The sequence below is a fragment of the Leeuwenhoekiella sp. H156 genome (assembly GCF_052218455.1).
In the GTDB taxonomy this organism is placed as follows: domain Bacteria; phylum Bacteroidota; class Bacteroidia; order Flavobacteriales; family Flavobacteriaceae; genus Leeuwenhoekiella; species Leeuwenhoekiella parthenopeia.
In genome coordinates, this window is the sequence record NZ_CP197499.1 from 3,055,876 (window position 1) to 3,069,776 (window position 13,901).

Consider the following 13,901-nt stretch of genomic DNA (forward strand, 5'->3'; position numbering starts at 1 on the left):
TAAATTGATAATCAATATTTTAAATTAAAATTTATGATTGATACCGACCATTTAAATAAAAATCCCCTTTCTCGATGTTCTGATAAGGTACTTGAATTGCTCGATACTGATTATGTAATAGACGTGCATTGTCACCTTTTTGATATCAAGTGTATAAACAAGTCGTATTTTCTATTGAGAATGCTAAAAGATTTCCTTGGTCTCAAGAGTGCAGAAGGTTTGGAGCTTAAAATTGATGAGAATTTAATTTATGAAGAGAGTAAAGAATATTCCCCAGGCTGGGAAGATGATCTGTATAATACTTTGACTTCTAATAGTTTACAGGAAACGATTTATAAAAATAATGAAACCAAAGGAGTTATTGATGTCATAAAGGCTACTAAGTTCTTAAAGATGAAAAGAATGAAAAATGTTTATGCGCATTATATCGATAACTTTTCCTTGGCTATTTCATTCGATTTGCCAAAAGAAAATGTGCTTACTACAGCCTTAATGATGGATTTGGAAATCGGCTGGGACACCAAGATAAGAAAGACTTTTTCATCGCAAATAGAAGAGCTGAAGCTTTTGTCATCTGATTTTCCGATTCTACCTTTTTTATATTGTGATCCTAGAAGAGCAGAATTAAAAGGAGGGGATAACCTTTATTCTTTGTTTAATAAAGCATTTGATGGAGAGAACACATTTTTCGGTATTAAAATTTATCCTGCATTAGGTTATGATCCATCAGATTACAGACTTTGGCCCATATATAAGGTTTGTGAAGAATTTAATATTCCAGTGCTATCTCATTGTGGAGGGGAATCGGTATCTACAGCATTGAGGAAGATTGAGGTTTATCAAGGTAAGGATAAAGTATATATTACTGGAAATAAAAGAAAAGAAGTAGCATATAAATTAAATGACCCAAAAAGATGGGAAAATGTTCTTGAGAAATTTCCAAAGTTAAAATTAAATCTAGCTCATTTTGGAGGATATGAAACTTGGAAATCATCTCATCCAGCACCTTTAATGGAAGATCCACAACAACGTAAAGAGACTATTTTTGGTTTTATGAGAAAATATGAAAATGTTTACGCTGATTTCTCCTACAATTTAGTGGAAACGAACTTAAATAAAAGTTTAAAATCATTTTTGTTTTTAAATGACGATATAGCAGATAAGACTCTTTTTGGTACTGATTATTGGATGGTTAACAAAGAAGGGAATTTGCTCGTTGAGCAAACTCAATTTCTCCAAAGTTTACAAGAAGGTATTGAGGAGCACAACTTGAAGGAAAGATTATGTTTAAATAATCCTTATAAATATCTATTTCAACACTAAGAATATGATGAATTTTGAAGATTTCCTAAAGGATGATAATAGTAATAATTTAGAAAAAATTAATCAACACATTTTTGATGGTTATCTAAATGAAGATTACAAAAGTCGCTTTGAAGAGGTTTTACCAATGGCACTACCTGATAATAAAAGGGAAGTGCTGAATAATATGGCTGATTTATTAGATGATAACCCGTTGCTATTAGATAAATTGAATGATGTAAGAAACCGAAAGATTCTTTTTGTAGGTTCCGAAAATATAGGGCTTTCTGATATTAAAGTTCATGAGGAAATATTAGACCTAAAAAATATTACTAAAGGAAAAGATGTGAAATTCGAATCTGTCTTTCCTAATATGAGCAATATCTTAAACAAATGGCGAAATTATCAAGCGGATATAGTAATATTTTCTTGTCATGGACTTGATAATGCTCTTCTCTTAAAAGATGATTATGGAGTAGATGCCCCTATAGACGCTATAGATCTTAAGCTTTTCTTTGAAAAAAGGTCAAATCACACTGAGTGTGTTGTTTTAAGCGCATGCGAGTCTCTGAAAATTGCTGAAGTAATTGTGAAGTCCTGTAATAATGTTTTAGCAATAAATAAAAAAGTTAATATTAAAACAGCCAGAAGATTTACTGCTGAATTCATTTCATACATATGTGATAATCCTCATGAAAAAAATAAGGTCTACGAAGAAGCATTTGGCCATTGTAGAGAATTAGTTACTTTGAATGGATTCAAAGACGCTTTCGCTTTTGAGTTTTTAAAAAGCGGCAAATTATGAGTATTTTAAGAACGTGATCTAACTCATTCAATATTTGGGTATTCTTTAGATTTAAAATCGAGCTTTAAACAGACTCTTCTCTTGAAGCTCTTTTTCCGTGACTTTCCATTGCCCATCTTCTTTTACGAGTTTAAAGGTTTCCGGTCTATCCAAATAGTTGATGGTACACTGTACCCAGGCGGTATCTCCTTCCTGTGTTTGCTGTACTACTTTAAAATCCATTTCTGTTTCGGAAGTCTCTATAAAGAAATTTTGTATTTGCTTAAGACCCTGGTACCCGGTTTGGGTGGTATACATTTGTAATTTTTCATTATCCTGCGCATAAAAGCTTTCCAGGACCAATTGGGTGACTTCTTCCGGGCTTTTGCTTTGTGGATTGGAACAGGCTGTAAACAGAATAATTCCGAATAGTATTGAAATTGTTTTCATAGTCTTTTAGTTTGGATAGTTTATAAATCGGGGATTGATTTTGAGTTGCAGTTCGCGCTCCCCACGGGCTTCGCTTAAATCTACAATCAGCCTCCGATCCCTGCTTAGGGAAAATTTAGGTACCACATAAAGAAAGCACCTGAGCTCTCCCGCTTTTATTTTGTCGGGAACCTCGTGGGTATATAGCGGTTCTTTGAGCAGTTTTTGCATGGACTTACGTTTTCCTTTTAAACGGGTCTGAGTAGACAGATTCAGGTAATTGAAATCATAATCCAAACCGGATCGATTCTCCAATTGCAAGACAAAATACAGGGCATCTTTGTGAAAAACGATGTTTTCGACGCTCAGGATAATTCCCTGATTCCGGGTTTTTAACCGACCAATCTTTTGTTTTTTCTGAATCAGGTATTTACAATACCGGTCGTAGGGAAAGGGGGCGGTCTCTGAAGAAGTCATGATTTCTTCAGAGACGTGTATCGGGTCAATACTGTTGTGGTTCTCAAAACCAATACGATCTAAAGGGTCAATAAAATAAGTGAACTGATCGATTGACTCTTTGTACATTACAAGGTACGAAAAAACCGAACCCACTGTGCTGATGACCAGTAAATTACTGGGTTTTCCGGGTTTGGCCTGTAAGAGGCCTAGATGCTGGGCTGAATCCCGGTTGAAACTGAAGACATAATCTGACGAACCTGTGATTCCCTGACGAATGGGCTCTGGAAAGAACAGGGCCACATTGGTATAATCATTGGCATAGATGGTGTCTAATTGTATAGAATTCTGGTTTTGCCCTTTCGCATTGAAGCAGGATAACAATACCATCCAAACGGAAACGTAGACTGGATTTTTCATAGGATACAGATTTAGTTAACTGGTTTAAGCAACATTTTATAATTATTAAGCACGGTGACTTTAACAGTACGGTTTCCCCGGCGCAGGATCTGACTGACTCCGCCTACTTGAGGTACTCCAGGGATATTCACTTCCTGCATTAAATCGTCCAGCACTTCCCGTGTGGCCTCAGCCCGAAAATTATTTTCCACGTAAATACCTTCCTGTGAATCCTGCAGGTCAAATGCCTCCAGGTCTACCGGTTGCTGATCAATACTCTCAATACGGATCATCACCCGGTTGGGCTGAAAGCTTATAAAGCCAAACACATGAGTGTTCTTAGGAATCGTTCTGCCCTGATAAACCGTTGCTTCCGTTGTTCGCAGGCGCAGGCGGCTGTTGGCCTTAACCACCTGATCGCCATCTACTACAACCGGAATAATTTCGCGGGCTATAGCCGGATTTGAAACTAATTGAGGTCGGGCTGCAAAGAACAGCTGATGCTCCAGTCCCAGTTCCTGAACTTCAACTTTGCGGGTTTGGATGCGCTCCAGAGAATCCAGTTTTGAATCCGTTTGAGGATAGGAACATGGTTCTTCTTTATCGTCAGGCTCGGAGTAGGTATCCGTATCGTAGTTGATGCGTGCAGATGCATAGATGCTGTCGATGATGCGTTGCTTTTGGTTCTCCGGATATTCAGGATCAAAGTAGCCAAGCGAATCCATCAGGAGTTCGTTATACACACTGGGAGCCGTGCTCTTCCGTTCTTCTTTTAGCGCATTAATTGCATCCAGTTTAGACCGGTAGATCTCCGGATCTACTTCCAGTTCGGGAACCTGGGTTTCTTTTAGAAGTTCGGGCTCCTGATCGCGGTTGGCCAGCATCATCGCATAAGAGACTAAAAACATAATGATCACCGTGATAATCGAGGCAAAGACGAGTTTGTTTTTTTGGATTTTCATAGTCTTGGTTTTTAGATTTACCTGCTTGTTGCATCAATTTTGCGCAGGCTTTTTTCAAAGAAATCGGTAATCAGCAATCCGTGAGGATTGTGTGGGAAGTTGCGGTCTACCTTAATGAGGTTACCGGTAGTAATGAGTTCGTAGGTATCGGTGATGCTGCCCCGATTGATTTCAAAAACCAATGTGGTTTGAAACGCATAGGGATAGGCATTTAAATCTACTTTCGATTCCATGCCTAGTACGTTCTGTACCAAAGAGTATTGAATCAGGCGGTTGTAAACGCCCTCGGTCTTTTTCTGCCGGTAGGTATTATCAACCGAGTTGTTACCTAACCACAGGGCTTTTTCTAAATTACTTTCGTAATTGCTGGCATCGATATCGTAGAAATACGCGTGAAATAATTCGAGATGAGCCAAAGATTCCACCTCCAGATTTTCGTTTTGATCAACCAGCTTTAAGGGAATGACTTCTCCGTTAGTACTGATTGCAAAAGCATTTTGAAGGGATTCTTGATAAATGCTGTACGCCATCCACCCAGAAAACATACTGGATAGTGTTGCGCACAAAACGACCAGCCAAACGATGAGCCGGTTGGTCTTTAAGGTGGAATACATGGAGAAATAAGGTGTTTTCATAGTACTTAGTTTAAGCCGTGAATAAGCGAAGGGTAAACGAGATGGCCCGGCGGTAGAGCTTGAATTTTAGAAAAACGATAAAACCTATAGAGCCTAATTGAATAACCGGGGCAAAAAACTCCTGCCCGTAATCGCTTCCAAACAGATTGAGCCAGAAGTGTTCGTTGATCTCCGTGTAAATCGCATTGATAAATACATTGACCAGAAAGAATGCCGGTACCAGCATATAGACTGCGGCATAAAGTTTAAAGAACCCGTAAGCCAGGGAGCGGAATTTTTCAAATACCGCCAGACTGATGATCAGTGGAAAAAAGGCCTGCATAATGCCCAGCAGGAAGAAGCGCTCGGCCAGAAATAAGGGATAGATGAATAAATCCAGAATCCACAAGATGATGCCCCCGATAAAAGCGAAGATTTTAAAACCAAACAAAGGGGTAACCAGCGCTTCATAGAGTAAGGCCATAGCTGCTTTGGCAGCCTCAAACATCCCTACTTCCTCTTCAATGGGGATTTCCTGCATCTGTAGCGGTAATAGGGCAGGAGCGGTATCGCGATACTGCGACTCAATAGCGACCAGAATACCGTCAAAGAAGCCCAGAATTTGCGTGGAAAAGATTGCCACCAGTACCACCGCAAAATTCTTAGCCAGTTCGCCGGGACTCAAACCCCAGGTATATCCGTAGCGGTCTGCAATACCTTCATTGTATTTTTTCAGGATGTTCACCAGAAAGAACAGCACCGCCAGGGTTTTCATACCGGTAATGGTATACTGGGCTACCGGACTGGCGATGATGGTATCAAAAATGGTATCTACATACTCCAAACCGATTCCTAAGATCACAAGCGCAGCCATCTTTAAAATCCGGTTTCGCGGTTATTGATTTTATCCTGCAGTTTCCGAAAGGCGATGATCTCCTTATAGCGTTTGGTCTTTAAATTGATCGTAGCCACCATTTCTTTAGACTCCGCTTCTTTTTCTTTTAAGATTGCCGCACGGTCTGCATCAGACATTTTTAAATAATTACTGGATAGGATCTCGTCTATAAAGTCCATCGCCTCCAGCGAATTGTCTACAAACTGATTAAAGGCTTCCGTGATGCGTACTACTTCATCGGGTTTGATGTAGGGAGAGTTCAGAATTTCCCGCAAGTCCTGCCGCATCACCTGAATAAGACGGGCATTGTTTTTTCCGATTTCCTTTACGGCCTTAAGCTGCTTGACCACATTGTTAACCTTTTCCAGATTTTCTTTTTGCTGTTTCAGGAATTCCACCGTTTTAAGGAGTTGGGTGGTTTGTTTGGCTGATTCCAATAAAGACTTGACCAGACTTACAAAATTGGTATTGTCATAAACCGGCATTCCCTGAGCCGTGGCACGGCCGGGCGTTAATAATACTGTGATTAGGGCTGATATCAGGACTAGTTTCCTGATGTGACGTGTGAGGTGTGTTTTCATGGTGGTATGAATTAAAAGGTTATTGTTTTTGTATTTCGGTCTGAGCTGGCCGCGAGGGACTTATAAATTGTTTGATGGCCTTTTTCATATCCTGAGTTTGCTCGTAAAGGCTTAGGATGGCTTCATTTTCACTACCGTCTGTGAGGTAGGCGGCATAAACTTCAGGGGGAACTTCCAGGCGGAAGATGTTACTCTCCTTACCGATCTTGATAAAAATCTCGGTGTACTTCCGGGAGCCGCTCAGCTTGTTGCGGATGGATTTTAATTGATTGAGATCGTGACTCGAAAGGTTAAGCCTGCGGGCGAGTTCGTCATAGCCTTTTTCATTATTCAGGCTGTAAATCACCTGCGTGTTTTCCAAAATACTTGCTGAAGTGGCGTTGCCCGGCAGTTGGTTTATGGATTGCAGAATGATACCAATCGCCCCGTTTTGTTTACGGATCGCCTGATAGTAAAACTCGACGCTCTCCAGCACATTTTCAAACTTGAGCTGCTTGGCAAACTCATCAAAAAGGATGATTCCCCGTTCGGCCTTGTTTTTCCAGATGGTGCGCTGTATGGCGGTTTTAATGAGCTTCAGCATTACCGAAAGAATCTCCTTATTGTCTTTGACCTCGTCCAGCTCAAAGATGATCATACGCTTATCTTCCAGGGTATAGGTCTGATCTTCGTCTACTTCAAACAGGTAGCTGTATAGACCATCGCCAACATACTCCGACATCACGTGAAGGAACGCCTGAATATCGAAGTAGTCGGGATGGATTTTAAGTTGCGCCAGCAGGTCTTTTCGATTGCTAAAAACAAAGTCGTAGAATCCGTTGAGCGAGTGCTGCGATGGGTTAGCTCTGTAATAAGCGGTAAGTATTTTTTTAAGGGAAACCGATTGGGCTTTAGCCTGCCTGCCTTCGGTATGGTAGAGTTCAAAAAGAAATACGGTAAGATCTTCCAGACGTTCTGCAGAAGGGATTTCACCTTCAGGGGTATAAAATGGATTAATCCCCAGATTCTTCCCGGCCTCATAACGCAGGATGATGTGTTCATCAGGATAGAGTTTGGCAAATTTGGTATACGAGCCTCCCAGATCTATAATTACCAGACGCACCCCTTCTTCGTAAAACTGCCGCAGGATGTTATTGGCCAGAAAGGATTTACCTTCTCCGGTGGGTGCAAAGATGGCAAAGTTACGGGCCTTGATGCGCTTTTTAGATTCATCCCAAACATCTTTAAGTACCGGAATATTATATTGGCGGTCGTTAAAGAGGATGCCTTTAGGGTCGGTCTTGTAATTGGTGCTATTCAGCATCAGACACAGCGCGTGCTTCAGATCGGTAACGTACAGGTCTTCATCTGAAAAATGGGAAGCGAATCCGAACCAGGAATTTAGGAAGTAGTTTTTTCTGGCTTCGCCTATGGGATAGTAGGGAACAATATCCAGCTCCTTGAATTCGGTTTTGATTTTCGCCCCAATGGCATCCAGTTGCTTTTGGCTCTCTGCCCAATATAGCACACTCAGCTGTCCGCGGATCACCCGAGAGCTCTCATCGGTATTGATCTGTTCCAGGATCTCCTGAATCTTTTTCAGCACCACCCGATTCTGAGAACCAAAGTTGGAACTCTTGCTGAGTTCTTCAACTTTCTTATCCAGTATTTTACGCCACTTATGCTTGTCATCCAGAATCAGGATTTGATTGACGACGTGGTTTTCACTAAGGGTGAGTCCGAGTCCGTCTATAAATCCCTTATGAAATTGAAAATCATCAGCCGTAAAGCGTTCGTCAATACTGCTGGTTTTTACCTGCTCTCCAAAGCACAGCTCACTATTTACAGCCAGTACCTCAAAGCGGTGTTTACCAATGCTGATGCGGTTTTTATCCAACAGGATATCGGTATTCAGACAATCATTAAAGCCGTTGAAATAGGTATGGGTTAGCTTCTGGAAGTCGTCTGCATTTAGAGGATTCAGTTTGATTTTTTTACCCGAATTGAGGAAGCTAACAGCATCTTCAACAGCTCCCGTAAAATGGCGTACAGCATCATCCAGAGTGTTCGGTAGGTTTTTGAGGATCTTGCGGAAGGGATTGGTGTAGGTTGCATGGGTATTGGATTTATGGGTTAGCACAAAAAACAGGTAGCTGGTATGCGCGGTATATTCCCGATTTTGGAAATAGCTTTGGGTAGCCTTTCCCAGAAAGGACTCATCCGGCAGGGAGGAGGCATCAAAGGCGGTGTTGTGATAGTAATCCTGTTTATGGATCCGTGTGCCGGTTGGCAGCGTTTTAAAGGCCTGAAACCAGCCCGAATGCAATTCCTCAAAGTCCTTTTCAGAAAGGGAATAGATCTCCGGCAAATCGAGCCGGTAACCCAACACCACATTACCGTTACTGCAAAATATCAGGTGATCGCTGGTGGCTGCTATGGGATGGAAGTTTTTGTTTTTAATCGTGATCATAGGAAAGGCCGGTGTTTTGTTTGGTACTGATGAGATTCGGAAAGGCGCTGGCGAACTGCAGAAATTGCATCAGGCCTTGTAGTCGGGATAAACAGACGTAAAGCAGGACATGGATTACTAAAGCAACCAAGATGGTCAGCATGCTGAAGGAGAAGATGACGATCAGCAAGGAGGCGATAAGCGCGCACATTTGAACCGCAAACAGGGAAACCGGCAGCCCGAAGATGACCGCCCGTTTCCGGATGTTTCTATAGACCGCGTAGCTCTTCATTGGATACCAATTTAAACTACGATGTCTATGAGGTACGTGAAGATTCCCACCACACCTCCGGCTATAAGTACAAATATCAGTACGCGGGTGATCCCTTTTTTTAAGTCGGCATTCTCTCCAAAAAAGTGTCCGGCATTAAAAAGAAAACCCACCAGGAAAATAACGCCCAGGAGAATGGGGAATACGGTACGTATGGTATCGGAAACATCGTTTACCGAATCTTCAATACCACCTATTTGGGCAAATAGGGGAGCAGATAGCAAAGCCATACCGGCGAATAAAGCGTTTGATTTTTTCATAATTCTAAGATTTAAAAGATTGGAAATCAGTGAGAAGAAAATTATCTATATTTATTTTTAAATAATTGAAAATCAATTAATTGTGAATAAAATAATTCTTGATTCTATTTGATTTCATTTGCTTTTAAATCCCATCAAAACCTATTAAAATTGAACGTCGTGCTGTTAATAACTCAAAATGCCAGACTTGGAAAAAAGCTCCAAAACGTCATTTGGATGCTGCTTCTGCTTCAAATTAGTTTGATCTTCGGGCAGGAATTGAACAAGCCTTTTCGAGTAGTAATTGATCCCGGACATGGAGGAATTGATTCCGGGGCAGTAGGGGTAAATGGAATTCAGGAGAAGGATTTGGTACTGGAAATCGCTTTAAAGATGAGTCAGCTTAATGAATTTGACGGGAAGCCGGCTGAATACTTCCTGACCCGATATACCGATACCTTAATCAGTCTTAGAGATCGCACAAAACTAGCTCGCATACTTAGAGCGGATTATTATATTTCCCTGCATTATAACGATGCGCCGAATCGTAATGCTTCTGGTGTAGAAGTCTTTGTATCTAATCAGGAGAACCGATATTCCAGGCAATCGATTTGGCTGGGACTTGTCCTTGGGAAAAGTTTGGTAAGGCATACCGGGCAACGGAATCGGGGTGTTAAGTTTGCAAATTTTCAAGTCTTGCGGGACCTGAAAGATGTTTGTCCGGTCGTGCTGGTCGAGTTGGGATTTATAAATAAACAGCCTTGCTTAAACTAAAAAGGTTATCTTTCAGGCTATTACAAGTCAAACATTATGAAAACAGGAATAGTTTTAGTAACGCTAGTTTTATTCACGCTGTTACCTCAATTTAATGCGGGTAACGTGTATATCTGCAAAGGCAAGAGCAGCAAAAAATACCATTTTAAAAAGAATTGCAGAGGCTTGAGCAACTGCTCTACAGACGTAAGCGAAGTTAGCCTGGAGGAGGCCAAAAAGTTAGGGAGGGGACTTTGTGGATGGGAAGACTGAGGTTATTTAAATCCGCTTATCCTTACTATCCTAGTCAAACGCCACTAGCTTAAACAACCTCCGCGTTCTACTGCTTACGCGGTTACCGTAACGGGCTTCTAGTGCGTCACTTAAAAGCAGATTGCCGCGCGATCATTGGGATCTATTTAGTGAGTAGCTATTTTTTACCATTTAAAACAATGTAATAGAATTATTGAAAGTTATAATGCTTTTGTTCAGCAATTGTACTTTAGAATTAAGGCATATTCCAGATTGTTCTAAATCTATTTGCAAATGCAGTTTCTGCATCCGTTGTATTGACTCCCTTCAAATAGGTTTTCAGAGACTCAACTCTCCTATTTCCGGATGGATGTGTAAAATCGCCATTCCCCAGTAACGCTTCCAAATAACCAAATTTTTGTTTTAACAGGTCATAAATCTCGGTTTGGTTTTTCGAGATTTGGTAAAACGCAATTAAATCGGCCAAATATTCTGCTTTTTTATAGTCATTAGTCTCAATTCCGGCTGGGATTTCACCTCGTAGATTGAATGTCTCCGCTTGGGTAAGCGTAGCGATATGTGCGAGCTCATGGGCAAGAACGAAAATTTGGATTGATGGATCGTCCAGTTCTACAAGGCCTCTGCTCACTTCAATATACCCAAATGCCGCTCCGGCATTAACAGTATGATCTTCTTCATCTATATGTAATTCATCAGGAATATTCAGTTCCGAATAAGTTTCAAATAGCGGAGTTATGTCGTGAGTATAGAGATGAAATAATTGTTCTTGTTTAGTTAGTATTTTTTGATCATCTTCCGAAGAATTGCTGTTGCAGGAGGTGACGATTCCTATAATAAATAGAATTAATAACGTGTTTCTCATCATGTTATCAGGATAAAAGAAGGTTTTTTTAGTTGTTTATTGCTTCCGATGGATTTTTAAAAATATTCTGTAGTTCAGCCGAAAAAAAAGAGGCTGTCTTGGCTTATAGACAGCCTCTTTAACTAAGAATATAAAATCAATTGGCTAATTATTCTGCGTAATAGGTGAAGGTGTTTGTAATAACGGCTTCAGAAGTCGAATATGAAGATTCTACAGGATAGTCGTCTGAGTTATACTCATAAGAAACTTCAGCATCATCTCTTATTATTGCATTATTTGTGTTTACTCCATCAAATCCTGAGACACTTATCGCAGCAAAGGCCTTTGGATAAATACTTCTAAAAGGATTATTTTTAGTATCGTAGCTAGCTGTAAAAGTATTGTTTTCACTTTGAGCTGTACCGGTAATGTATTTTGTAACATTTCCATTTGCATCATACTCGTAAGTTTTTAGGTCATCTAAAACAGGCTCATCCCCTTGGTGATTAGTTCTTTCTTCTCTTACCATTAAATCATCATCGTTGTAAGTATACTCGAAGGTGTATTTTAATTCCTGGTCTTCAAATTCCTCAGCTTTCGTGATTATACCGTCTTCATAGGTGTAAACTGTTCGTTGTCCTTCAGCTGTTTTTTCAATAACCTGATTTTTATCATCATAAATCAAAGTAAATAATACTGTTTCCGTAAAGGCTTCAGATACCGAATATTTATTCACGAAACCTGAATTCTCATCATACTCATAAGACCAAGAATCTTCTAAAGCAAAACCACCCAAATCTAAACTTTTAGTATAAGTTTGTATCCTAGAGCCGCTTCCTACTTCCGGGCGAACATTTACAGTTACTGTGTACTGCTTTGTTGAACCGTCTTCTGCGGTTACGGTAAAGGTTTTGGCCACACCGTCTTCAAAAGTTATAGCTTCTCCTGAAGCCGGTGAAATGCTGGCATTTTCAGAAATGCTTATAGCAGGGATTACACCAATTAAGGAAGTTCCGTAAGGTACACTTACTGTAATATCGGTTCCCAGGTCATAATCTACATCATCGGCTTCTAAACCGGTAAAATCAAGTGTAAAATCGGTGATTTCAGCAAGTGATGATTGTGTAACATTGTCATCATCTGAGCAGGAAACCATAGTCATTGCGACTACAAAAAGGCTAAGGATAAAAGAATACGTTCTTTTCATAAATAATTAATTATAGTGTTATGTTATCTTTTTTTGTTCTCAGACTTTGCGCAAGATAACAACGCAACGCCCGGTTTAATTTTTGGTTTTAGAGATCAGGGTTGTTGATTATAGCATCGTTGGGGATGGGAATAGAATACCGCTCATCATTTTTTTCTAATGTATAGCGTTGGCCATCAAAGGTTTTTTTTATTTCAGGCTGTGTGGTGCGCCTTAAATCGAACCAGCGGTGTCCTTCAATGGCAAATTCCCTACTGCGTTCTTTCAGAATAGCCGAAAGCAGTTCTTCTTCATTTAAAGCGTCAATACTTTGCTGATAGGCAGCAAATCCTTCGGCCGTATACCTGTTTTTGGCCAATTCAAGCAGTGGGGGTTTTGCAGCTTCTGTTTGACCAAGCCTGGCAAAAGCTTCCGCTTTGGTCAAATACAATTCTGACGTGCGATAACTCACTTTATATTTGGTATCTGCATTTTTTTTACTGCGGAAACTTCCTCCCGAAACCGGTCGGAAATACAGGTTAAAACGTAAATCTGCTGATTGGTCGTAGATTCCGATTAAATCATCGGAAATGTTTGTATTGTTAGCAATGTCGAAAGATGCCACTGTTTCCAATGCCAAAATAGATTCTACAGAGTTGTATTCGGAAGGCATACGGGAGGCATCGGCATTTAAATCCTGCAATTCGGAATGAAGGTTCAAAGCCGCATTAGCGTGATCAATCGCTTTTTGCCATTCATTTTGATAGAGATAAACACGAGCCTGAAAAGCCTTAACCGCCCCTGTTGAAAATCGATAATTTAAACCCACATCCTGCTTATCCATATTGATCAAATCTTCTGCCCAGTTCAAATCATCCAAGATCTTATCATATACTTCCTGTACTGAACTTACCGGGTATTCTACATCAGTTTCGTATTTAGTTACGATGGGTACTGCAGGATCCTGATCAGCCGTTGATTTATCATAAGACTTAGCATATAGATTTACCAGATTAAAGTATTGCAAAGCCCTAAGGGCATAAGCTTCTCCCACAAGCTCATCAATAGCATCTGAATCGCCTGTTATCTCGTTCCTGTTTTCTATAATGTGATTGCAGTAAAAAATAATGCTGTAAAAACTGGCGTATGGGAAACTCCTCGTCAATGGACCTGGATTTTCATCATTCCAAATATAGATGTCAGCATATTGTTCAACGCCGGGACTATCTGGATTTAGCTTTAACTCATCACTGCGGTAAGTGGTTAGAACCTTTCCCAGATTATTTATGCTATAAGCTGTTGTCAAGAAACTTCTATAATCTTCAACCGAACTTGGAATAACCTGCCCTACAGGTTTGATATCCAAATAATCATCACAGGATACGCAAGTAATCAGTACTAAATAGATATATACCAGTTTTTTCATAA

Annotated in this window: 16 protein-coding genes; 4 read left to right on the forward strand and 12 right to left on the reverse strand. The window is 40.3% G+C overall.

Annotated elements, in window-relative coordinates; genetic code table 11:
- Positions 1-33: 33 nt before the first annotated feature.
- Positions 34-1,323, forward strand: a complete 1,290-nt coding sequence (locus ACSSS3_RS13120; protein WP_442844986.1) for an amidohydrolase family protein — start codon at positions 34-36, stop codon at positions 1,321-1,323.
- Positions 1,324-1,327: 4 nt separating this feature from the next.
- Positions 1,328-2,107: a hypothetical protein gene (locus tag ACSSS3_RS13125; protein ID WP_442844987.1), complete on the forward strand. Its 780-nt coding sequence runs from the start codon at positions 1,328-1,330 to the stop codon at positions 2,105-2,107.
- 51 nt (positions 2,108-2,158) lie between these two features.
- On the opposite strand, the gene ACSSS3_RS13130 is transcribed toward ACSSS3_RS13125, so the two are convergent.
- The 9 genes from ACSSS3_RS13130 to ACSSS3_RS13170 are packed head-to-tail and all read right to left on the reverse strand — an operon-like array spanning position 2,159 to position 9,441.
- Positions 2,159-2,536 carry a hypothetical protein gene (locus ACSSS3_RS13130; RefSeq protein WP_442844988.1) on the reverse strand — a complete coding sequence of 126 codons (378 nt, stop codon included), beginning with the start codon at positions 2,534-2,536 and terminating at the stop codon, positions 2,159-2,161.
- 6 nt (positions 2,537-2,542) lie between these two features.
- A complete protein-coding gene (locus tag ACSSS3_RS13135) occupies positions 2,543-3,391 on the reverse strand; it encodes a DUF4138 domain-containing protein (RefSeq protein ID WP_442844989.1) in 849 nt (282 codons plus the stop codon).
- Positions 3,392-3,402: 11 nt separating this feature from the next.
- Positions 3,403-4,332, reverse strand: a complete 930-nt coding sequence (traM, locus tag ACSSS3_RS13140; RefSeq protein ID WP_442844990.1) for a conjugative transposon protein TraM — start codon at positions 4,330-4,332, stop codon at positions 3,403-3,405.
- 17 nt (positions 4,333-4,349) lie between these two features.
- Entirely contained in the window at positions 4,350-4,967 is a 618-nt protein-coding gene (locus tag ACSSS3_RS13145; protein WP_442844991.1) for a conjugal transfer protein TraK, read from the reverse strand.
- A gap of 10 nt (positions 4,968-4,977) precedes the next feature.
- Positions 4,978-5,820: a hypothetical protein gene (locus ACSSS3_RS13150; protein WP_442844992.1), complete on the reverse strand. Its 843-nt coding sequence runs from the start codon at positions 5,818-5,820 to the stop codon at positions 4,978-4,980.
- Between the two features lie 2 nt (positions 5,821-5,822).
- Positions 5,823-6,422, reverse strand: coding sequence for a conjugal transfer protein (locus tag ACSSS3_RS13155; RefSeq protein WP_442844993.1), 600 nt, complete (start codon positions 6,420-6,422; stop codon positions 5,823-5,825).
- 19 nt (positions 6,423-6,441) lie between these two features.
- Positions 6,442-8,871 (reverse strand): TraG family conjugative transposon ATPase, encoded by a 2,430-nt coding sequence (locus ACSSS3_RS13160; RefSeq protein WP_442844994.1) that lies wholly within the window; start codon positions 8,869-8,871, stop codon positions 6,442-6,444.
- Positions 8,858-9,142: a hypothetical protein gene (locus ACSSS3_RS13165; RefSeq protein ID WP_442844995.1), complete on the reverse strand. Its 285-nt coding sequence runs from the start codon at positions 9,140-9,142 to the stop codon at positions 8,858-8,860. The genes ACSSS3_RS13160 and ACSSS3_RS13165 overlap by 14 nt, the downstream gene beginning before the upstream one ends.
- Before the next feature lie 11 nt (positions 9,143-9,153).
- The gene (locus ACSSS3_RS13170; protein ID WP_442844996.1) at positions 9,154-9,441 is read right to left on the reverse strand and encodes a hypothetical protein; all 288 of its coding nucleotides are present in this window, start codon (positions 9,439-9,441) and stop codon (positions 9,154-9,156) included.
- Between the two features lie 159 nt (positions 9,442-9,600).
- Between ACSSS3_RS13170 and ACSSS3_RS13175 the strand changes: the two genes are divergently transcribed.
- Together ACSSS3_RS13175 and ACSSS3_RS13180 are read left to right on the forward strand one after the other, a co-directional pair.
- On the forward strand, positions 9,601-10,194 hold the full coding sequence (locus ACSSS3_RS13175; RefSeq protein ID WP_442844997.1) for an N-acetylmuramoyl-L-alanine amidase family protein: 594 nt from the start codon (positions 9,601-9,603) through the stop codon (positions 10,192-10,194).
- A 36-nt stretch (positions 10,195-10,230) separates the two neighbouring features.
- Positions 10,231-10,446 carry a hypothetical protein gene (locus ACSSS3_RS13180; protein WP_442844998.1) on the forward strand — a complete coding sequence of 72 codons (216 nt, stop codon included), beginning with the start codon at positions 10,231-10,233 and terminating at the stop codon, positions 10,444-10,446.
- Between the two features lie 235 nt (positions 10,447-10,681).
- Here ACSSS3_RS13180 and ACSSS3_RS13185 read toward each other — a convergent pair whose 3' ends face one another.
- The 3 genes from ACSSS3_RS13185 to ACSSS3_RS13195 all read right to left on the reverse strand — a co-directional run bounded on the left by ACSSS3_RS13185 (position 10,682) and on the right by ACSSS3_RS13195 (position 13,899).
- Complete coding sequence (locus ACSSS3_RS13185; RefSeq protein ID WP_442844999.1) at positions 10,682-11,311, reverse strand: M48 family metalloprotease; 630 nt, start codon at positions 11,309-11,311, stop codon at positions 10,682-10,684.
- A gap of 145 nt (positions 11,312-11,456) precedes the next feature.
- Positions 11,457-12,494 (reverse strand): hypothetical protein, encoded by a 1,038-nt coding sequence (locus ACSSS3_RS13190; RefSeq protein WP_442845000.1) that lies wholly within the window; start codon positions 12,492-12,494, stop codon positions 11,457-11,459.
- Between the two features lie 88 nt (positions 12,495-12,582).
- A complete protein-coding gene (locus ACSSS3_RS13195) occupies positions 12,583-13,899 on the reverse strand; it encodes a RagB/SusD family nutrient uptake outer membrane protein (protein WP_442845001.1) in 1,317 nt (438 codons plus the stop codon).
- Positions 13,900-13,901: the final 2 nt, after the last annotated feature.

Bases quoted from the DNA above. Each gene is read 5' to 3' on its own strand.
- ACSSS3_RS13135 (WP_442844989.1), bottom strand. From the start codon at position 3,391: ATGAAAAATCCAGTCTACGTTTCCGTTTGGATGGTATTGTTATCCTGC.
- ACSSS3_RS13170 (WP_442844996.1), bottom strand. From the start codon at position 9,441: ATGAAAAAATCAAACGCTTTATTCGCCGGTATGGCTTTGCTATCTGCT.
- ACSSS3_RS13125 (WP_442844987.1), top strand. From the start codon at position 1,328: ATGATGAATTTTGAAGATTTCCTAAAGGATGATAATAGTAATAATTTA.
- ACSSS3_RS13120 (WP_442844986.1), top strand. From the start codon at position 34: ATGATTGATACCGACCATTTAAATAAAAATCCCCTTTCTCGATGTTCT.
- ACSSS3_RS13160 (WP_442844994.1), bottom strand. From the start codon at position 8,871: ATGATCACGATTAAAAACAAAAACTTCCATCCCATAGCAGCCACCAGC.
- ACSSS3_RS13155 (WP_442844993.1), bottom strand. From the start codon at position 6,422: ATGAAAACACACCTCACACGTCACATCAGGAAACTAGTCCTGATATCA.
- ACSSS3_RS13180 (WP_442844998.1), top strand. From the start codon at position 10,231: ATGAAAACAGGAATAGTTTTAGTAACGCTAGTTTTATTCACGCTGTTA.
- ACSSS3_RS13150 (WP_442844992.1), bottom strand. From the start codon at position 5,820: ATGGCTGCGCTTGTGATCTTAGGAATCGGTTTGGAGTATGTAGATACC.
- ACSSS3_RS13190 (WP_442845000.1), bottom strand. From the start codon at position 12,494: ATGAAAAGAACGTATTCTTTTATCCTTAGCCTTTTTGTAGTCGCAATG.
- traM (WP_442844990.1), bottom strand. From the start codon at position 4,332: ATGAAAATCCAAAAAAACAAACTCGTCTTTGCCTCGATTATCACGGTG.
- ACSSS3_RS13185 (WP_442844999.1), bottom strand. From the start codon at position 11,311: ATGATGAGAAACACGTTATTAATTCTATTTATTATAGGAATCGTCACC.
- ACSSS3_RS13130 (WP_442844988.1), bottom strand. From the start codon at position 2,536: ATGAAAACAATTTCAATACTATTCGGAATTATTCTGTTTACAGCCTGT.
- ACSSS3_RS13195 (WP_442845001.1), bottom strand. From the start codon at position 13,899: ATGAAAAAACTGGTATATATCTATTTAGTACTGATTACTTGCGTATCC.
- ACSSS3_RS13145 (WP_442844991.1), bottom strand. From the start codon at position 4,967: ATGAAAACACCTTATTTCTCCATGTATTCCACCTTAAAGACCAACCGG.
- ACSSS3_RS13165 (WP_442844995.1), bottom strand. From the start codon at position 9,142: ATGAAGAGCTACGCGGTCTATAGAAACATCCGGAAACGGGCGGTCATC.